Raw genomic sequence first — 19,331 nt, 5'->3', positions numbered from 1 at the left:
GAGTCTTGCGTTCCGTGTTCAAGATTGGCGCGCCACTCGTGGCCGCTGCCCTCGCGCTGACTGCCTGTGGTGGAACCACTGGCGGCAGCTCCGACGCCGGTTCCAAGGCGTGTGACCTCAAGATCGGCTTCTTCGGCGCCCTCACCGGCGACGCTGCCAACCTCGGCATCAACATCAAGAACGGTGCCGAGCTCGCCGTCAAGCAGTACAACGAGAAGAACGCCGACTGCAAGGTCGCGCTCACCTCGTTCGACAGCCAGGGCGACCCGTCCATTGCCCCCGGACTGGCCCAGAAGGCCGTCACCGACAAGAAGCTGGTCGGCATCGTCGGCCCCGCCTTCTCCGGTGAGTCCAAGGCCGCCGACCCGATCTTCGACAAGGCCGGCCTGAACATCATCACGGCCTCCGCGACGGCGACGAAGCTGTCCGAGAACGGCTGGAAGACCTTCCACCGCATCCTCGGCAACGACAACAGCCAGGGCCCCGCGGCCGCGAAGTACATCAAGGACGTCCTGAAGGCGCAGAAGGTCTTCGTCTCGGACGACACCTCCGAGTACGGCAAGGGCCTGGCCGACATCGTCAAGAGTGATCTCGGAGCGCTCGTCACCGGCACCGACCACACTGCAGCCGACGGCAAGCAGGACGACTTCTCCGCGACCGTGACCAAGGCCAAGGCCTCGGGTGCGACCGCGTTCTTCTACGGCGGCTACTACTCCAACGCCAGCAAGCTGGCCAAGCAGCTGAAGGACGGTGGCTTCACCGGCACCTTCGTCGCCGGCGACGGCGTCAAGGACGACGGCTTCATCAAGGGCGCCGGTGCGGCGGCCGAGGGCGCCATCGTCACCTGCCCGTGCCTCCCGCCGGACCAGGCACCCGAGTTCGCGGCCGCCTACAAGAAGGCCTACAACTCGGACCCGGCCACGTACTCGGCAGAGGCCTACGACGCAGCCAACGTGTTCCTCGCTGCCATCAAGGCTGGGAAGACCACGTCGGCCGACATCAACGCCTTCATCGCCTCCTACGACCAGAAGGGCGTCACCAAGCAGGTCAAGTTCGACGCCAAGGGCGAGCCGGCGGACATCCACGTGTGGGCCTACAAGGTCACCGGCGGCAAGATCGTTCCGGACCAGGAAGTCAAGTAACACCACGTGTAGCGGCCAGGGCTCTCGGCAACGGGGGTCCTGGCCGCTACCGTGTTCCCGTCCGGACCCGGACCCCGCCGCACTGACGCGCAGGTCCCTCACCACGGAGGTCTGATGCAGCTTCTCCTGAACAACTTCTGGGAGTTCACAATCACCGGGTTGGCCAACGGGGCCATCTACGCGCTGATTGCTCTCGGCTACACGCTCGTCTACGGCGTGCTGCGCCTCATCAACTTCGCCCACTCCGAGGTGTTCATGTGGGGCGGCTTCGCGGCCGTCTGGGCCCTGGTGGCGCTCGGCGCCAGCAAGGCGAGCGGCATCGGCGTCGTCGGGTTCCTCATTGCGGGCTTCGCGTCGGCCATGGTGATCTCCGCGCTCGTGGCGCTCGGCCTCGAGTTCGTCGCCTACCGCCCGCTCCGCAAGCGCAACTCGCCACCGCTGATCGCGCTCATCTCCGCGATCGGTGCGTCGTACACGCTCTCGGAAGTGATGGGCCTGCGCGACAAGCCGTTCAAGTGGTTCGGCAAGGACGACGACCTGGTCAACTACGTCGGCCGTCCCCGCGAGGCCGCGCCGTTCCCGCTCAACATCGAGACGAAGCGGCTCTTCTACGTCTTCGACTACCACGTCTCCAACAAGGACCTCATCGTCCTGGGGTCGGCCATCGTCATGATGATCGTGCTCGACCAGTTCATGCAGCGGTCCCGTCTCGGCCGAGGGATCCGCGCCGTTGCCCAGGACCCCGAGTCCGCCGCCCTGATGGGTGTGAACCGCGACAGGGTCATCCGGCTGACCTTCGTCATCGGCGGGGCCATGGCTGGTGCCGCCGCGATGATGTACCTCATCCGGATCGGGCAGATCCGCTACAACTCGGGCTTCCTGCTCGGCGTGAAAGCCTTCACCGCCGCCGTGCTCGGTGGCATCGGCAACCTTCGCGGCGCTCTGCTCGGTGGCTTCATCCTCGGCGTGGCCGAGAACTACGGTCAAGCCATCTTCGGTGGAGAGTGGAAGGACGTCGTGGCCTTCACGCTCCTCGTGGTCATCCTCCTGTTCCGGCCCACCGGCCTGCTCGGTGAGTCCCTCGGAAAGGCACGCGCATGAGCGCCGTTTCGAACGTGTTCCACGGGATCGGTGACCGTTTCCGTGCCCTGCCCCGCTGGGCCAAGATCGTGCTGATGGTCGCCGCCGTGGTGTTCGTCTACCTCCTGCCGATCCTCAACCCGCCGCTGATCACGACGACCGACTCCGACTTCGGTGCCGTGCTGTTCCTCTGCGCGCTGTACGCCCTGGTCGCGATCGGGCTCAACATCGTCATCGGGTATGCCGGCCTGCTCGACCTCGGGTACATCGGCTTCTTCGCGATCGGCGCGTTCACGGTCGGCGTGCTCGGGTCGGCCCATGGGAAGCTGCCGCTGCTGCTGTGCATCCCGATCGCGATGGCGGTCACGCTGTTCTCGGGCATCGTCCTCGGCGCGCCCACGCTGCGCGTGCGGGGCGACTACCTCGCGATCGTGACCCTCGGCTTCGGCGAGATCGTCCGGCTGATCCTGGTGAACGCCGACGCCCTGACCGGCGGCTCCCGCGGTATCTCGAACATTCCCACGCCACCGAGCTGGGCACTGTTCGAGATCCCCAAGCTCAAGTGGGAGGGGTTCGTCGCCTACGTCGACCAGAGCAACACCACGACGTTCCTGCAGTTCGGGGTCACCGACTCGGTGCCCTACTACTGGCTGGCGCTGACCCTCGTGGGCGTGGTGCTCTTCCTCGACTGGCGGATGCAGAACTCTCGCGTCGGCCGGGCCTGGGAGGCAACCCGCGAGGACGAGGACGCCGCTGAGCTCATGGGTGTCCCGACCTTCCGGTTCAAGCTGCTGGCCTTCGCCACGGGTGCCGCGATCGGCGGACTGTCCGGTGCGCTCTTCGCCACCAAGCAGCAGTTCATCAACCCGGACAACTTCACCATCCTGTACTCCGTGCTCTTCGTCGCCATGGTCGTCGTCGGTGGTCAGGGCAACCGCTGGGGCGTCGTGCTCGCTGCGGCTCTGCTGACCTGGGCGCCGGAGAAGTTCCGGTTCCTGTCCGACGCTCGGTTCCTGCTGTTCGGCCTCGCCCTGATGGCGCTGGCCATCTTCCGACCGCAGGGCCTGATGCCGCCTCGACGATCGGTGCGTGCCAAACAGGCGGACATCGAGACAGAGGTCCTCGAGGAAGGGGCGACCCATGCCTGACACCACGCCTGACAAGACGCCTGACGAGACCGCCGATGCCGCGGCCGCGGCACGCGGACCCCGGGTCGACGACGAGGCCACGACCCGTCCCGAGGTCGACACCACCCCGGACACCTCGGTCGACATCAGTGTCGACGAGATCGCCCACCTCCCCAAGGGCAAGATGCTCGAGGTCGACGACGTGACCCTGCGCTTCGGCGGTGTCACGGCCCTCGACGGTGTCTCGTTCCACATCAACACCGGCGAGATCCTCGGCCTGATCGGGCCCAACGGTGCTGGCAAGACGACCTGCTTCAACGTGATGACCGGTGTCTACCAGCCCACCTCGGGCGGGATCCAGTTCATGGGCGAGCCGCTCGGCAAGCGACAGAAGTTCCAGATCACCAAGCTGGGCATCGCCCGCACCTTCCAGAACATCCGGTTGTTCCACAACATGACGGCACTGGAGAACGTCCTGGTCGGCGCGGATGCGCACCACTCCACGGGTATGGGGTCGGCGCTGCTGCGGCTGCGCAAACACCATGCCGAGGAGGCCGAGGGCATGGAACGTGCCTTCGAGCTGCTCAAGTTCATGGGGTTGGACAAGCGGGCCGACGAGCTCGCCCGCAACCTGCCCTACGGCGACCAACGGCGGCTCGAGATCGCGCGAGCCCTCGCCACGAACCCCAAGCTGCTCTGCCTCGACGAGCCGGCGGCCGGCTTCAACCCGGCGGAGAAGGCTCGGCTGATGGAGCTCATCCGGTCGATCCGCGACCAGGGCTACACCGTGCTGCTCATCGAGCACGACATGAAGCTCGTCATGGGCGTCACCGACAGGATCGTGGTGCTGGAGTTCGGCAAGAAGATCGCCGAGGGACTGCCCGCCGAGATCCAGGACAACCCTGCGGTGATCGCCGCCTATCTGGGAGTTGATGAAGATGCTTCTTGAGGTCGACGACCTCTGCGTCAACTACGGACGCATCGAGGCCATCCGCAACATCTCGTTCACGGTGAACGAGGGCGAGGTGGTCACGCTCATCGGGGCCAACGGTGCCGGAAAGACGACCACCATGAAGACGGTCTCCGGGTTGCGCCCGGTCCGCGCGGGCTCCATCCGGTTCGAGGGTCAGGACATCACCGCGATGCCGCCCCACGAACGTCCGGTGCTGGGGATCGCCCAGTCGCCCGAGGGCCGAGGCTGCTTCGTCGGCATGACCGTGCTCGAGAACCTCGACATGGGTGCCTACGCCCGGAGCGACCGCAAGACGCCGAAGATCAAGGAGGACCGCGACCGGGTCTTCGGGCTCTTCCCGCGGCTGGCGGAGCGGCGCAGCCAGGTGGCCGGCACCATGTCGGGCGGCGAACAGCAGATGCTCGCGATCGGGCGCGCCCTCATGGCCAACCCGAAGCTGCTGCTCCTGGACGAGCCGTCGATGGGACTGGCGCCCAAGCTCATCCAGCAGATCTTCGACATCATCACCGAGATCAACAAGCAGGGCACGACCGTGCTCCTCGTCGAGCAGAACGCTGCGCAGGCGCTCAAGCGCGCCGACCGCGCCTACATCCTCGAGACCGGCGAGATCGTGCGTGAGGGAACCGGCCAGGAACTGGCCAACGACCCTGCGGTCAAGGCGTCCTACCTCGGCGGCGACGTCTAGGCACTCCCTGGTGTGCCGGCTGGCCGGCACACCAGGAACGGCCCCTCGGTGATTTCCGAGGGGCCGTTCGCGCAGGAGCCTTCATCGGCGGGGTGGGCCTACCTCGTGGAGGTCGCTTTCGCGGACTTCGACGTGACCTTGGGGGCGGCGCGCTTCGTGGCCGCTTTCGCGGTCGCCTTCTTCGCCGTCGCCTTCTTCGCGGTCGCCTTCTTCGCAGTCGTCGTCTTCGGAGTCGCCTTGGTTGCCGGCTTCGTGGTCGCGGTCTTCGTGGTGGCGGTCTTCTTCGGCGCGGCCGCAGCTGCGGTGCGCTTGGCCGCCCCGGTGGCTCGCTGCGGCGTGCGCGCGCTGCGCGCCAGGATTGGCGCAAGGAACTGCCCGGTGTAGCTGTCCTCCACCGTGGCCACCTGCTCGGGAGTGCCCTCGGCGATGACCCGACCTCCGCCGTTGCCGCCCTCGGGACCCATGTCGACGATCCAGTCGGCGTTCTTGATGACGTCGAGATTGTGCTCGATGACGATCACGGTGTTGCCCTTGTCGACCAGACCCTGCAGGACGAGGAGCAGCTTGCGGATGTCCTCGAAGTGCAACCCCGTGGTGGGCTCGTCCAGGACGTAGATGGTCCGGCCCGTGGACCGCTTCTGCAGCTCGGCGGCCAGCTTGACGCGTTGCGCCTCACCACCGGACAGCGTGGGTGCGGGCTGCCCGAGTCGGACGTAGCCGAGCCCCACCTCGTTGAGCGTCTTCATGTGGCGAGCGATGCCGGGCACCGCGGCGAAGAAGTCGGCGGCCTCCTCGATCGGCATGTCGAGGACGTCGGCGATCGTCTTGCCCTTGAAGTGGACCTCGAGCGTCTCGCGGTTGTAGCGCGCCCCATGGCACACCTCGCACGGGACATAGACGTCGGGGAGGAAGTTCATCTCGATCTTGATGGTGCCGTCGCCCGAGCAGGCATCGCAGCGACCGCCCTTGACGTTGAACGAGAACCGACCGGGCTGGTAGCCACGGATCTTGGCCTCGGTCGTCGTCGCGAAGAGCTTGCGCACGGCGTCGAAGACACCCGTGTAGGTCGCCGGGTTGGACCGCGGCGTGCGGCCGATCGGGCTCTGGTCGACGTGGACGACCTTGTCGAGGTTGTCCAGGCCCGTGACCGTCTTGTGCCGCCCCGGGACGTGGCGGGCACCGCTGAGCTTGTTGGCCAGGACGTTGTAGAGGATGTCGTTGACGAGCGTCGACTTGCCCGAGCCGGAGACTCCGGTGACCGCCACGAGGTTGCCCAGCGGGAACGACACGTCGACCCCGTGCAGGTTGTGCTCGCGAGCCCCGACGACGGTGACCTCGCGCCCGCGCTCCTGGGGTCGGCGCAGAGCGGGCATGGGGATCTCGAGGCGCCCGGAGAGGTACTTGCCGGTGATCGAGTCCTGGTGCTCGAGCAGTCCCTGGACCGTGCCCGAGTGGACGACGACCCCACCGTGCTCGCCGGCTCCCGGGCCGATGTCGACGACCCAGTCCGCAGTGGCGATCGTGTCCTCGTCGTGCTCGACGACGATGAGCGTGTTGCCGAGGTCGCGCAGCCGCGTCAGCGTCTCGATCAGCCGGTGGTTGTCGCGCTGGTGCAGACCGATGCTCGGCTCGTCGAGGACGTAGAGGACTCCGACCAGGCCCGAGCCGATCTGGGTCGCGAGCCGGATCCGCTGGGCCTCGCCGCCGGAGAGCGTGCCCGCCGGGCGGTCGAGCGAGAGGTAGTCGAGCCCCACGTCGAGCAGGAACCCGAGCCGCGCGTCGATCTCCTTGATCACCCGCTCGGCGATCTGCCGTTCACGGACGGTGAAGTCGACCTCCTTGAGGAACTTCGCACAGTCGGCGATGGCCAGCGCACAGATTGCCGAGATGCTGCGGCCCCCGATGTGAACGGCCAGCGACTCGGGCTTGAGGCGGGCGCCACCGCACTCGGGGCACGGCACCTCGCGCATGTACCCCTCGTAGCGCTCCCGGCTCCACTCGGAGTCGGTCTCGGAGTGTCGACGCTTCACGAAGGGGACCACACCCTCGAAGCCAGTCGTGTAGGACCGCTCCCGCCCGTAGCGGTTCTTGTAGCGGACGTGGACCTTGTAGTTCTGACCGTGCAGCAGCGCCTCCTTGGCGCGGTCCGGCAGTGCGTGCCAAGGGGTGTCCATCGTGAACTTGAGGTCCTCACCCAGAGCCGTCATGACCCGCTGGAAGTACTCGGCGGACCCGCTGGTCGACGCCCACGGCGCGATCGCGCCCTCGGCAAGGGTCAGGTCCTCGTCGGGGACCAGCAGCTCGGGGTCGACCTCCAGCTCGGTGCCCAGACCCGTGCACTTCGGACAGGCGCCGAAGGGGCTGTTGAACGAGAACGAGCGAGGCTCGACCTCGTCCATCGCCAGCGGGTGGTCGTTGGGGCACGCCATCCGCTCGGAGAAGCGTCGCTCACGCTCAGGGTCCTTGGAGTCCTTGTCGACGAAGTCGACGACGAGGACACCCCCGGCGAGCCCGAGGGCGGTCTCGACGGAGTCCGTGAGCCGCCGCTTGGCCCCGGTGTCGTTGCCCTTGGCCACCAAGCGGTCGACCACGACGTCGATGGTGTGCTTGACCTGCTTCTCCAGCTTGGGGGGATCGGTCAGCGACACGACCTCGCCGTCGACCCGGGCTCGCGAGAAGCCCTTGCTCTGGAGCTCGCCGAAGAGGTCGACGTACTCCCCCTTGCGGGCGCGGACGACCGGGGCGAGGACCTGGAACCGGGTCTTCTCGGGCAGCTCCAGGAGGCGGTCGACGATCTGCTGGGGGCTCTGCCGGGTGATCGGCTCGCCACACACCGGGCAGTGCGGACGGCCCGCGCGCGCGAAGAGCAGGCGGAGGTAGTCGTAGACCTCCGTGATCGTGCCGACCGTCGAGCGCGGGTTGCGGTTGGTCGACTTCTGGTCGATCGAGACCGCCGGCGAGAGCCCCTCGATGAAGTCGACGTCGGGCTTGTCCATCTGTCCCAGGAACTGCCGGGCATAGGCGGACAGGGACTCGACGTAGCGACGTTGCCCCTCGGCGAAGATCGTGTCGAAGGCCAAGGACGACTTGCCGGACCCTGACAAACCCGTGAAGACGATCAGCGAGTCACGAGGCAGCTCGACCGACACATCCTTGAGGTTGTGCTCACGGGCACCCCGGACGATGAGCTGGTCGTGCTGGTGGCGGCGGGCGGGCACGGCTGAAGTCACGCGCACCATCGTAGGTGGCCGCACCGACAACCCTCTCCCGGCCACCGGCCCGGCACCTCCCGCGTGGACCCCTGCACGCGGCATACCCTCTCGTCATGACCACGCCCAACCGGCCAGGCTCCTCGCCCCTCCGGGCCTCGCTCGTCCCTCACTCGGGTCCTCGGGGTGTCGTCGCATGACCACGCCCAACCGGCCAGGCTCCTCGCCCCTCCGGGCCTCGCTCGTCCCTCACTCGGGTCCTCGGGGTGTCGTCGCATGACCACCCCCATCGAGGAGTACGCCGTGCTCGGCGACACCGAGACCGCTGCCCTCGTGAGCCGCGCTGGCTCGATCGACTGGCTGTGCCTCCCCCGGTTCGACTCGAGCGCCTGCTTCGCCGCACTGGTCGGCACCCCCGACAACGGGCGCTGGCTCCTCGGCCCCAAGGGACCCGCCAGCAGCACCCGTCGATACATCGAGAACTCGTTCGTTCTGGAGACTGTCCACGAGACCGACACGGGCGCGGTGATGGTCACGGACCTGATGCCGCTGGGCGACGGACGGGCCGACATCATCCGCAGTGTCGAGGGCCTGCGCGGCACGGTCACGATGTGTCACGAGTGGGTGGTCCGCTTCGACTACGGCAAGGTCCGCCCGTGGGTGTCGCACAGCGTGGGACACCGCCTCGACGGCGACGTCATCACCGCGGTCGCCGGGCCCGACATGCTCGTGCTGCGCGGCAGCCGGCTCCCCCACGCCCGTGACGGGCACCACGAGGACGAGTTCGACGTCGCCGCCGGAGAGACCCACACGTTCTCGACGACGTGGTTCCCCTCGTTCGAGCAGGTGCCGCCACCCCTGGACATCGACTCGAGGATCGCGGAGACGATCCGGGTGTCCAACGAGTGGGCGGCCCGGTGCGACTACGAGGGCCCCTATCGCGAGCTCGTGGTCAGGTCGCTCCTGACGCTGCGTGGCATGACGCACTCGCGCTACGGGGGCATCGTCGCTGCGCCGACCACGAGCCTGCCCGAGGACTTCGGCGGCGAGCGCAACTGGGACTACCGCTACTGCTGGCTGCGCGACGCCTCCCTCACGCTGGAGGCGCTGCTGGCCTCGGGGTACGTCGACGAGGCCCGCCTGTGGCGCAACTGGCTGCTGCGTGCCGTGGCCGGCGACCCCGAGGACCTGCAGATCATGTACACCATCAACGGATCCCGTCGCCTACCCGAACGCACGCTCGACCACCTCGCCGGGTATGCCGGCTCGACCCCCGTCCGGATCGGGAACGGGGCGGTGGACCAGCGCCAGTCCGACGTCCTCGGCGAGGTCATGATCGCCCTCGACGAGGCCCGCGCGCGGGGGCTGGAGGTGTCGACGCAGTCGTGGGCCATGCAGCGTGCCCTCGTCCAGAACCTCGCGCGCCACTGGCAGGAGCCGGACAACGGGTTGTGGGAGATCCGCGGCCCCCTGCGGCACTTCACCCACTCCCGCGTCATGGTGTGGGCGGCGTTCGACCGGGCGGTCCGGGGAGTCGAGAAGTGGGGGCTCGACGGCCCTGTCGAGCGGTGGCGCGAGCTCCGGGACGAGGTGCGCGACGAGATCCTCACCAAGGGCTTCAACGCCGAGCGCAACACCTTCACCCAGCACTACGACACGACCGAGGTCGATGCGTCGTTGCTGCTCATCCCCCTCGTGGGCTTCCTCCCTCCTGACGACCCGCGCGTCCTCGGCACGGTTGCCGCCATCGAGCAGGACCTGGTGCGTGAAGGCTTCCTGCTGCGCTACCGCACCGAGAGCGGTGTGGACGGCCTCGCCGGCGACGAGCACCCCTTCCTGGCCTGCTCGTGGTGGCTCGTCAGCGCGTATGCCGTGTGCGGACAGGTCGAGAAGGCCCGGGACCTGATGGACCGTCTCGTCGCGCTGTTCAACGATGTGGGCCTGATCTCCGAGGAGTACGACCCCCACGAGAAGCGGATGGTGGGAAACTTTCCGCAGGCCTTCTCCCACCTCACCTTCATCGGCGCGGCCCACGCCCTCGCCGAGGCCGAGGCGAAGGGGGCCGCCAGCGCGGGAGGACAGCTGCCATGACCGACCCCACCACCGCCGGTACCGGCTCGGGCCGTGGCCTGGGCTCCCCTGCCGACCTCGACACGGACCTCCGGCTCCTGTCACGGCATACCCAGCTGCTCGTGGACCACGCCACCCAGCTCGGTGACGTCGGGGCGAGCTCGCTCTGCGAGGGCTGGAGCCGCGCGCACGTCCTCACCCACGTGGCCCGCAACGCCGACGCGATCCTGCGGCTCACCGAGTGGGCCCTGGACGGACATCCTCGGGAGATGTATCCCGGAGGCACCGCGGCCCGTGACGCCGAGATCGAGGAGGGCGCCCTGCGCGCAGGGCCGGCCTCATCCGACGACCGCCGCCCGGCCGGCGTCTTCGTCGACGACGTCGCCCGCACCGCTTCTGCTCTGGCGCCGCGGCTGGCCGAGCTCACGGGGTCGCTCGCCGTCGACGAGGTCGAGATGCGTGGTGGCCTGAAGATCTCACCGATGGCCCTGCCGTTCGTGCGGCTGCGCGAGGTCGTCTACCACCACGTCGACCTCGACGACGGCTTCGGGTTCGGCGATGTCGAGCCGGACCTGCTGCGCCGGTTCATCGACGATGCGGTGTCGAGGCTGCGCATGGGCGGTCACCCGCCAGCCCTGGACCTGAGAACGTCTGAAGGTGACCAGTGGATGCTCGGCGAGGGTTCCACCGAGATCCACGGCTCGCGGCCCGGGGTGCTCCTCTGGCTGGCCCGGCGCATCGACGCCGGCGTCAGTGCGGAAGGGGGCCTTCCGGAACTCCCTCCCGGGGCCTAGGGGATCGGGAGCGACGCCCCCGAGATGCCGGCCCGCCGGGCGATGGCCACCGCCGCCAGGGCTGAGTGCACCTTGAGCTTGTGGAGGATGCTCTGGACGTGGGTGCGCACGGTGTTGGGGGACACGTGCAGAAGGGTCCCGATCTCGGTTCGGCTCATGCCCTCGACCAGGCAGCCGAGGACCTCGAGCTCGCGCCCGGTGAGCTCACGGATCCCCTGGACGTGCTCGACCGTGGTGCGCTGTCCCCGGGACAGCGCCACCAGGACTCCAGCCAGCAAGCCGGCCGGGATGCGGGTCTCCCCCCGCGCCACACCGCGGATGGCGTCCACGAGCGCCTCGGCGGTCTCCGTCTTGGAGACCCAGCCACGGACGCCCAGCTGGACGGCCTCCACGATCTGGTCCCCCGCCGCCGCGCCCGTGGCGACGACGATGCCCATCGACGGCCTGGTCACCAACGCCTCCCGGGCGACCAGGAGGCCATCCTCGCCCGCCAGGTCGAGGTCGAGCACGACCACGTCGCACTCGACCTCCTCCAGGCGCCGCAGGGCCTGGGTGACGCTGGTCGCAGAACCCTGCACCACGATGTCCGGGTAGTCCCCCAGACAGATGGCCAGGGCGTCCACGAACACCTGGTGGTCATCCACGAGCAACACGCGCACGGGGGCTGGCATGGCCCCACGGTGACGCACCGGCAGAGCGGACAAAACCGGCCCGTGCCGGAGGTCGTCCTACGTCAAAAGGGTGACCGGACTAGTCCGTTACGTCCATGCGACGCCGTCCGTTCGGACGACGTCGCCGGTTCGGACGACGCCGTCCGTCCACACGATTCCGTCCGTCCGGACGTTGCCGTCGGTTCGCACGACGCCGTCCGTCGAGACGACGGCCCGGGTGACGCTCAGCGCAAGTGGGCCGGCCAGGACTCCTGGGAACCGTGCGCCGACATCAGGGCCGCCGCCTGGAGCCTCGAGTGGACCCCCAGCTTGGTGAGCAGGTTCTGGACGTGGGTGCGGGCCGTGCTGCGCTGGACGCCGAGGGACGTCGCCATCTCCTCGGTGGTCTGGCCGTCCATGATGCAACGCATGACCTGCCACTCGCGGTCGGTCAGGAACTGCAGGGCCCACAGCGGGTCGTCGGTGGACTTCGACGGGCGCAGGGCCCGCTGCAGCAGTGACGGCTCGACGGCGAGCTGGCCACGGACGGCGCGGTCCAGCATCTCGACGATCTCGACGATGGGCTTCTCCTTGCCCACGTAGCCCGACGCACCTTCGGCGATGGCCCGGCCCACGATCGAGTGGTCGGCCTCGGCCGACAGCATCACGACCTTGGTCTCGGGCGAGATCTCACGGATCACGTGGATCGCGGAGACCGAGCTCCCGCCGGGGAAGTTGACGTCGAGCAGGCACACGTCGGGACGGTGCATCGCCACGGCGCTGACCGCCTCCTCCGGCGTGCCGGCCAGGGCGACCACCTCGTGTCCGCGGGCACCCAGTGCGAGACCGAGCGCCTCAAGGAGCAGCAGGTGGTCGTCACAGACGACGATCCTCATGACGCCACCAGCCCGAGCTCGGTCTGGGCGAGGCAGATCTCACCCACCGTGCCACCACCGTCCGCCGCGTGCAGCGTGAAGGATCCGTGACAGGCGGCCACCATCGCCCTGGTGGTGGTCAGGCCCAGCGACGTGCGGGCGGTCACCTTGCCGAGGCCGGGGCCGTCGTCGGTCACCATGATGTGAGCGCCATCGCGGTCGGCGTAGGCGTCAACGTGAACGTGGCCCCCGTCGCCAGCGGCACGCACTGCATTGTCGAGCACGCAGGCCAGCGCCCGGCTCAAGGCGACCGGCCGAGCCCACGCCTCGAGCGCTCCGCTCGCATCGATCGTGATCTCGCAGCTCGCCGTGGCGCGAGCCCGGGCCACCGCCCGGGTCGCGACAGCCGCCAGGTCGGTGCTCGTGACCTCGTCGGCCGCGGCCTCGCTGAGGCTCGTCTCGACCAGCTCGGCGAGCCAACGCGCCTGTCCGGCGATACCGTCCATCTTGCGACCGACGTCCCCGCCCTCGGTGCCTGCCAGGAGCAGGATCGCGGCCAACGGTTGACGCAGGTCGTGCAGCAGCGCTCGTACGGTGTCGATCTCCCCGCCAGCGACTGGGCGCTGGCGATCTTCAAGAAAAGCAGCCATGTATGTCCCTCACAACCCCGCAGACCGGAGACCAGCACCCCCTGTGAGGTCTCCTTGTGGTTCCGCGACTCGTCAACGGTATGAGTTCAAAAAGACGGGCAGCAATAGTCATTAGGGACTAGGTGACCTCGCCAATACTTGCCGGTTGCCTGCTCTGGCCGTGCAGTGCGTCCCGTGCCCTGCGACGGTCGAGTGGAGGTGCCCCCTCCTCACCTCACTAGAGTCGCCAACCATGGTGGCGACACGGACCCCGGCTCGGCCGTTGCTCCTCGTCCTCGCCGCCATCGTCTCGGTGCAGTTCGGTGGCGCGCTGGCGGCCACCCTGGTCCCCGAGATCGGTGCGGGAGGCTCGGTCACCCTCCGCCTCCTGTTCGCCACGGCCATCCTCTGGGCCATCGCGCGTCCGCGCGTCCGCGGTCACAGCCGCACTGCGTGGTCGACCGTGCTGGCGTTCGGCTTCGCCCTGGGCCTGATGAACCTCGCGTTCTACTCCTCGCTCGCGCACCTGCAGATCGGGGTCGCGGTGACGGTCGAGTTCCTCGGCCCGTTGGCCCTCGCGACGGCCTTGTCGCGACGGCTGCGCGACCTCGCCGCCGTGGCCGCAGCCGCCGTCGGCGTGGTGCTCATCTCCCAAGCCCTCGACATCCCCCTCGCGGACATGGAGTGGACCGGGCTGGGGCTGGCCGCCCTCGCGGGGGCCTGCTGGGCGGCATACATCCTCGCCAGTGGTCGCGCGGGGCGGGAGTTTCCCAAGCTCGAAGGGCTTGCCCTCGCCATGGCCGTCGCACTGGTGGTCACGCTGCCGTTCGGCGTGGCGAGCGCGCCCTCCTGGTCCCCCGAGTCGGTGGCCAAGGGGCTGGGCATCGCCGTGCTGTCCTCGGTGCTGCCGTACTCGCTCGAGCTGGCCGCCCTGCGGCACCTGAGTCCGCGGGTCTTCGGCATCCTGCTCAGCCTCGAGCCGGCCGCAGCCGCCCTTGCCGGTCTGGTCGTCCTCGGACAACGGCTGACCCAGCCGCAGCTGGCCGGAATGGCGCTCGTGGTCGTGGCCAGCGCCCTGGTCATGGGCGCCGGCCAGCGCAAGGACCCTGCCGCGTCAGGAGGCTGAGAGCCGCTCCCGCTCGTCCTTGCGGGACTTGCGCAGGCTCGCGACGGTCGTGACGCCGAGGATGACGACGATCGCACCCAGCGAGACCGAGATCGGGATGTCCGGGGCGGCGGTCACGTGCTCACCTCCGTTGATGAAGGGCAGCTCGTTCTCGTGCAGCGCGTGCAGCACGAGCTTGAGCCCGATGAAGGCCAGGAGGACGGCGAGCCCCAGGCTGAGGTAGACGAGCTTCTTGAGCAGGCCACCGATGAGGAAGTACAGCTGGCGCAGGCCCATCAGGGCGAACAGGTTGGCTGTAAGGACCAGGTAGGGCTCCTTGGTCAGGCCGTAGATCGCCGGGATCGAGTCGAGTGCGAACAGCAGGTCCGTGGTGCCCAGCGCCATGATGACGATGAACATGGGGGTGGCCAGCTTCCTGCCGTCGATGCGGGTGAACAGCTTGGCGCCGGCGTACTGGTCGGTCGCCGGGAAGCGGCGCTCGACGAACTTCATGAAGCGGTTCTCCTCGTACTCGTCGTCGTCGGTCTCGCCCTCCTTGGCGAGCTTGACGGCGGTGTAGATGAGGAAGGCACCGAAGATGTAGAAGACCCAGGAGAACCGGTCGATCGCGGCCGCACCGGCGGCGATGAAGATCCCGCGCAGGACGATGGCGATGATGATGCCGATGAGCAGGGCCGACTGCTGGAGCTTCTCGGGGACGCCGAACCTGGCCATGATCAGCAGGAAGATGAACAAGTTGTCGATGGACAGCGAGTACTCGGTCAGCCAGCCCGCGTAGTACTCGGTCATGAACTTGGCGCCGGCCTGGTCGTGGGTGAACCACCACACGCCCAGCCCGAACAGCACCGCTGCGCCGATGTAGAAGACCAGCGAGACGCTGACCTCCTTCGTCGACGGCACGTGCGGGCGCCGCGCGATGATGAAGACGTCGAAGAGGAGGACGGCGGCCATCAGGCCGACGGTGAGGGACCAGACCCAGGTGGGGACTTCCATCCGGGTGGCAGTGGTGGCAACGAACGCGGTCACAGTGGGAACCTTCCGGTCACGACGAGGTGGCCGGAGGTCTCTCCCGCCCCAGACAGGTGCGGACCGGCTCCCCGGGTCGGTATGCCGCGTGGCTGCGTGAGCCGTGCGACGAGCGACCGTGATGACGAGGACACCGCGTGGGGATACTCCCCTCCGATGATCTGGAGCCAGTGTCCCAGACTCCGACCCGCAAACCCAACTCGGGACGCCGCCGTCCCATCCATCGGCTGGGCGCGGTCAGGCCTGCTGGGGCCGTCGTGACTTGGGCAGCTTGGCGACGATCGTGTCGTAGGACGCGTCGACGGCCTCACGGAGCTCGTCGTCGGCGATCGCACCACCCAGGCGCAGCGTGTTCCAGCCGGACCTGCCGATGTAGGCCATCACCGAGGCGTCGTCGGGGTACTGCAGGACCCACTCGTCGGCCTCGGTCCGGTTCGCGCCGCACTTGAGCCCGACCGACTCGTCGCCCATGAAGGCGAAGATCTTGTCGCCGACCTTGGCGACGAAGTCGCCCTCCCACGGTTGGTCCACCCACGCCCCGGGCTTGGCCAGGCAGTGCTCGCGCAGCTGGTCCGGCGTCACTTGGTGGCCTCGGACATCTGCCGCAGCTCCTTCTTCAGGTCGCCGATCTCGTCGCGCAGCCGTGCGGCCAGCTCGAAGTGCAGGTCGGCCGCTGCTTGGTGCATCTGGGTGGACAGCTCCTGGATGAGGTTGGCCAGGTCGTTGGCGGGCAGGTTGCGCAGCCGGTCGGTGGCCACACCCGCGTCGGCCTGGACCGCTCCGCGGCCTCCGCGTCCGCCGCCCTTGCCCCGCGACTGGCTGCGTCCCGAGCCGATCAGGGCCTCGGTGTCGGCGTCCTCGCGCTGGAGCAGGTCGGTGATGTCGGCGATCTTCTTGCGCAGCGGCTGGGGGTCGACGCCGGCCTCGAGGTTGTAGGCGATCTGGATCTCGCGGCGGCGCTGCGTCTCCTCGATGGCCTCCTGCATGGACGGCGTGATCTTGTCGGCGTACATGTGCACCTGACCGGACACGTTGCGCGCGGCGCGCCCGATGGTCTGGATGAGCGACCTGGCCGAGCGCAGGAATCCCTCCTTGTCGGCGTCGAGGATGCTCACCAACGACACCTCCGGCAGGTCAAGGCCCTCGCGCAGCAGGTTGATCCCGACGAGGACGTCGTACTCCCCCATCCGCAGCTCACGGAGCAGCTCGACGCGGCGCAGGGTGTCCACCTCGCTGTGCAGGTAGCGGACCCGAACCCCCTTGTCGAGGAGGTAGTCGGTGAGGTCCTCGGCCATCTTCTTGGTCAGGGTCGTCACGAGGACGCGCTCGTTGACCTTGGTGCGCTCGCCGATCTCGTGGAGCAGGTCGTCGATCTGACCCTTGGTGGGCTTGAGGATGACCTCGGGATCCACCAGGCCGGTCGGCCTGATGATCTGCTGGACGATCCCCTCGCTCTGGGCCAGCTCGTAGGGACCCGGCGTGGCGGACAGGTAGACGGTCTGGTCGATCCGGCCGAGGAACTCCTCCCAGCGCAAGGGACGGTTGTCCATGGCGGACGGGAGCCGGAAGCCGTGGTCGACGAGCTGGCGCTTGCGCGACATGTCGCCTTCGTACATCGCACCGATCTGAGGCACGGTGACGTGGGACTCGTCGATGACGAGGAGGAAGTCCTCGGGGAAGTAGTCGAGCAGGGTGTTGGGCGCCGTCCCGCGACCTCGACCGTCGATGTGCATGGAGTAGTTCTCGATGCCCGAGCACGAGCCGACCTGGCGCATCATCTCGATGTCATAGGTGGTCCGCATGCGCAGCCGCTGGGCCTCGAGCAGCTTGCCCTGCTTCTCGAACGCCGCGAGCTGGTCGGCGAGCTCGAGCTCGATGCCGCGGATCGCCCGTTCCATCCGCTCGGGCCCGGCGACGTAGTGGGTCGCCGGGAAGACGTACATCTCCTGCTCCTCGCGCATGATCTCGCCGCTCACCGGGTGGAGCGTGTAGATGCGCTCGATCTCGTCGCCGAAGAACTCGATGCGGACGGCGAGCTCCTCGTAGACGGGGATGATCTCGACGGTGTCGCCACGGACCCGGAAGGTCCCTCGGGTGAACGCCAGGTCGTTGCGGGTGTACTGCATCTGGACGAAGCGTCGCAGCAGGTCGTCGCGGTTGACCTCCTGGCCGACGCGTAGCCGGGCCATGCGGTCGACGTACTCCTGTGGTGTGCCCAGGCCGTAGATGCAGGACACCGAGGCGACGACGATGACGTCGCGACGGGTCAGGAGCGAGTTCGTCGCGCTGTGCCGCAGCCGCTCGACCTCGTCGTTGATCGAGGAGTCCTTCTCGATGTAGGTGTCCGTCTGCGGGATGTAGGCCTCGGGCTGGTAGTAGTCGTAGTAGGACACGAAGTACTCGACGGCGTTGTTGGGCAGCAGCTCGCGGAACTCGTTGGCGAGCTGCGCCGCCAGCGTCTTGTTGGGGGCCATCACCAGGGTCGGCCGCTGCACCTGCTCGATCAGCCAGGCGGTCGTGGCCGACTTGCCGGTGCCGGTGGCACCGAGCAGGACGGTGTTCTTCTCCCCCGCCCTGATCCGGGTCGTGAGCTCGGCGATGGCAGTGGGCTGGTCTCCCGCGGGCGAGAACTCGGAGACGACCTCGAACGGGGCGACCGTGCGCTGCAGGTCAGTCGTGGGACGCATGCGTCCAGCGTAGGCGGACCCGCCGACAGTGCCCTGTCCGGCGGTCCCCCTCCCGTCCTCAGCCGCGTGGGGGCTCCCACCCGGTCTCGCGCGCCCAGGCCTCGACCCGCTCGTGGACGGAGTCGAACCACGGCTCCTTCGCGGCGGCATACTCGCTCGTCCCCAGACCGGTGGCGGCGAGGCGGCGCTTCTCCGCGGCATACTCCTGGCGCGCCTCGGGCACCGCACGCATCCAGTCACGGAACACCAGTGCCCACCGCCATCCCGGGCTCCCGACCTCCCGCACGTGCACGTGGGCGATGCGACCCGGGTCGGCGGTGCCGTGGAACCGCTTGGGCCAGCTCCTGCCGTCCTTGGCGTTGTCGGCCCAGTCCCCGTCAGGACGTGGGAATCCCGCCCTGGTCAACCGGTCCACCAGGTCCGGGTCGTCGGCGTCGTCGAGCGACCGGACGCCCACCTGGAGGTCGATGACGTCCTTGGCGAGGAGACCCGGGACGGCGGTGCTGCCGATGTGGTCCATCGTCACCTGCGCATCACCGAACGCCAGCCGCAGCCGCGCGAGCAGCCGCCGTGCCTGGGTCGGCCACGTCGGATCGCTCGCTACCAGCGCAGGCCTCTCGGCCCTCGCTGCGCGGATGCCGCCGCGGACGTTCTCCTCGAACGGCACCAGGCGCTCGTGCCACAGCACGTCGACAGCCGTGAGCAGGTCGTCCTTCGGCCCGTCGTTGTCGAGCCAGACGTCGGCCGCCGCGCGACGCTCCTCGTCGGTGGTCTGGGCCGCGATCCGGCTGCGGGCTTCGGTCTCGGTCATCCCTCGCGTGTGCATGAGCCGCTTGACCCGGGTCTGGATGTCAGCCCCTGTGACCACCACGAGGTGGTACCCGGGCCCGTAGCCCTTCTCCACGAGCAGCGGGACGTCATGGACCACCACTGCACCCTCCGGCGCGGCCGCCACGAGCTCAGCCGTCCGGCGCGCGATCAGTGGATGGGTGATGCCCTCGAGGTCGCGTCGTGCCTGCTCGTCGGCGAACACGATGGCACCGAGGGCGGGACGGTTGAGGGCACCGGCGTCATCGAGGACACCGTCGCCGAAGCGGCCGACAATCGCCTCGAGGCCCGAGCTCTCGGGCGCGACCACCTCGCGGGCGAGGACGTCAGCATCGATGACGACCGCGCCGAGTTCCGAAAGTCGTTGTGCCACAGTGGATTTCCCCGACCCGATGCCTCCGGTGAGGCCCACGCGCAACATGTCACCCAC

16 protein-coding genes are annotated in these 19,331 nt (G+C 68.5%); 8 read left to right on the top strand and 8 right to left on the bottom strand.

Translation table 11 applies throughout. The features are described from left to right. Positions 1–14: 14 nt before the first annotated feature. The 5 genes from AC1DS4_RS02230 to AC1DS4_RS02210 all read left to right on the top strand — a co-directional run bounded on the left by AC1DS4_RS02230 (position 15) and on the right by AC1DS4_RS02210 (position 5,007). Positions 15–1,142, top strand: coding sequence for a branched-chain amino acid ABC transporter substrate-binding protein (locus tag AC1DS4_RS02230; RefSeq protein WP_477612811.1), 1,128 nt, complete (start codon positions 15–17; stop codon positions 1,140–1,142). Between the two features lie 114 nt (positions 1,143–1,256). Continuing rightward, on the top strand, positions 1,257–2,243 hold the full coding sequence (locus tag AC1DS4_RS02225) for a branched-chain amino acid ABC transporter permease (protein ID WP_477612810.1): 987 nt from the start codon (positions 1,257–1,259) through the stop codon (positions 2,241–2,243). Further along, positions 2,240–3,370, top strand: a complete 1,131-nt coding sequence (locus AC1DS4_RS02220) for a branched-chain amino acid ABC transporter permease (protein ID WP_477632102.1) — start codon at positions 2,240–2,242, stop codon at positions 3,368–3,370. The genes AC1DS4_RS02225 and AC1DS4_RS02220 overlap by 4 nt, the downstream gene beginning before the upstream one ends. Further along, positions 3,363–4,298 (top strand): ABC transporter ATP-binding protein, encoded by a 936-nt coding sequence (locus AC1DS4_RS02215; protein ID WP_477612808.1) that lies wholly within the window; start codon positions 3,363–3,365, stop codon positions 4,296–4,298. Before AC1DS4_RS02220 ends, AC1DS4_RS02215 begins: the two co-directional genes overlap by 8 nt. Continuing rightward, entirely contained in the window at positions 4,288–5,007 is a 720-nt protein-coding gene (locus tag AC1DS4_RS02210; protein ID WP_477613419.1) for an ABC transporter ATP-binding protein, read from the top strand. The genes AC1DS4_RS02215 and AC1DS4_RS02210 overlap by 11 nt, the downstream gene beginning before the upstream one ends. A gap of 98 nt (positions 5,008–5,105) precedes the next feature. Here AC1DS4_RS02210 and uvrA read toward each other — a convergent pair whose 3' ends face one another. Next, the gene (uvrA, locus tag AC1DS4_RS02205) at positions 5,106–8,246 is read right to left on the bottom strand and encodes an excinuclease ABC subunit UvrA (RefSeq protein WP_477632293.1); all 3,141 of its coding nucleotides are present in this window, start codon (positions 8,244–8,246) and stop codon (positions 5,106–5,108) included. Between the two features lie 246 nt (positions 8,247–8,492). Between uvrA and AC1DS4_RS02200 the strand changes: the two genes are divergently transcribed. Both AC1DS4_RS02200 and AC1DS4_RS02195 read left to right on the top strand, forming a co-directional pair. Beyond that, positions 8,493–10,307, top strand: a complete 1,815-nt coding sequence (locus tag AC1DS4_RS02200; protein WP_477632101.1) for a glycoside hydrolase family 15 protein — start codon at positions 8,493–8,495, stop codon at positions 10,305–10,307. Further along, positions 10,304–11,080: a maleylpyruvate isomerase family mycothiol-dependent enzyme gene (locus tag AC1DS4_RS02195; RefSeq protein ID WP_477632100.1), complete on the top strand. Its 777-nt coding sequence runs from the start codon at positions 10,304–10,306 to the stop codon at positions 11,078–11,080. The genes AC1DS4_RS02200 and AC1DS4_RS02195 overlap by 4 nt, the downstream gene beginning before the upstream one ends. On the opposite strand, the gene AC1DS4_RS02190 is transcribed toward AC1DS4_RS02195, so the two are convergent. The 3 genes from AC1DS4_RS02190 to AC1DS4_RS02180 all read right to left on the bottom strand — a co-directional run bounded on the left by AC1DS4_RS02190 (position 11,077) and on the right by AC1DS4_RS02180 (position 13,255). Beyond that, positions 11,077–11,751: a response regulator gene (locus tag AC1DS4_RS02190; RefSeq protein ID WP_477612805.1), complete on the bottom strand. Its 675-nt coding sequence runs from the start codon at positions 11,749–11,751 to the stop codon at positions 11,077–11,079. The two genes, AC1DS4_RS02195 and AC1DS4_RS02190, sit on opposite strands and share 4 nt — an antisense overlap. A gap of 224 nt (positions 11,752–11,975) precedes the next feature. After that, positions 11,976–12,626, bottom strand: coding sequence for a response regulator (locus AC1DS4_RS02185; RefSeq protein WP_477612804.1), 651 nt, complete (start codon positions 12,624–12,626; stop codon positions 11,976–11,978). Then, positions 12,623–13,255 carry a sensor histidine kinase gene (locus AC1DS4_RS02180; protein WP_477632099.1) on the bottom strand — a complete coding sequence of 211 codons (633 nt, stop codon included), beginning with the start codon at positions 13,253–13,255 and terminating at the stop codon, positions 12,623–12,625. The genes AC1DS4_RS02185 and AC1DS4_RS02180 overlap by 4 nt, the downstream gene beginning before the upstream one ends. A gap of 232 nt (positions 13,256–13,487) precedes the next feature. Between AC1DS4_RS02180 and AC1DS4_RS02175 the strand changes: the two genes are divergently transcribed. Beyond that, entirely contained in the window at positions 13,488–14,360 is an 873-nt protein-coding gene (locus AC1DS4_RS02175) for an EamA family transporter (RefSeq protein ID WP_477632098.1), read from the top strand. Here AC1DS4_RS02175 and AC1DS4_RS02170 read toward each other — a convergent pair. The 4 genes from AC1DS4_RS02170 to coaE all read right to left on the bottom strand — a co-directional run bounded on the left by AC1DS4_RS02170 (position 14,349) and on the right by coaE (position 19,322). Beyond that, positions 14,349–15,353, bottom strand: coding sequence for a TerC/Alx family metal homeostasis membrane protein (locus tag AC1DS4_RS02170; protein ID WP_477632292.1), 1,005 nt, complete (start codon positions 15,351–15,353; stop codon positions 14,349–14,351). The two genes, AC1DS4_RS02175 and AC1DS4_RS02170, sit on opposite strands and share 12 nt — an antisense overlap. Before the next feature lie 270 nt (positions 15,354–15,623). Then, the gene (locus tag AC1DS4_RS02165; RefSeq protein ID WP_477612801.1) at positions 15,624–15,968 is read right to left on the bottom strand and encodes an MmcQ/YjbR family DNA-binding protein; all 345 of its coding nucleotides are present in this window, start codon (positions 15,966–15,968) and stop codon (positions 15,624–15,626) included. After that, positions 15,965–18,073: an excinuclease ABC subunit UvrB gene (gene uvrB / locus AC1DS4_RS02160; protein WP_477612800.1), complete on the bottom strand. Its 2,109-nt coding sequence runs from the start codon at positions 18,071–18,073 to the stop codon at positions 15,965–15,967. Before uvrB ends, AC1DS4_RS02165 begins: the two co-directional genes overlap by 4 nt. Positions 18,074–18,131: 58 nt before the next feature. After that, entirely contained in the window at positions 18,132–19,322 is a 1,191-nt protein-coding gene (gene coaE, locus AC1DS4_RS02155; RefSeq protein WP_477632097.1) for a dephospho-CoA kinase, read from the bottom strand. Positions 19,323–19,331: the final 9 nt, after the last annotated feature.

The sequence above is a fragment of the Pedococcus sp. P3_C7 genome (assembly GCF_056402615.1).
The sequence above is the reverse complement of the archived record's forward strand: the minus strand, read 5'-3'. Positions and strand labels throughout refer to the sequence as shown.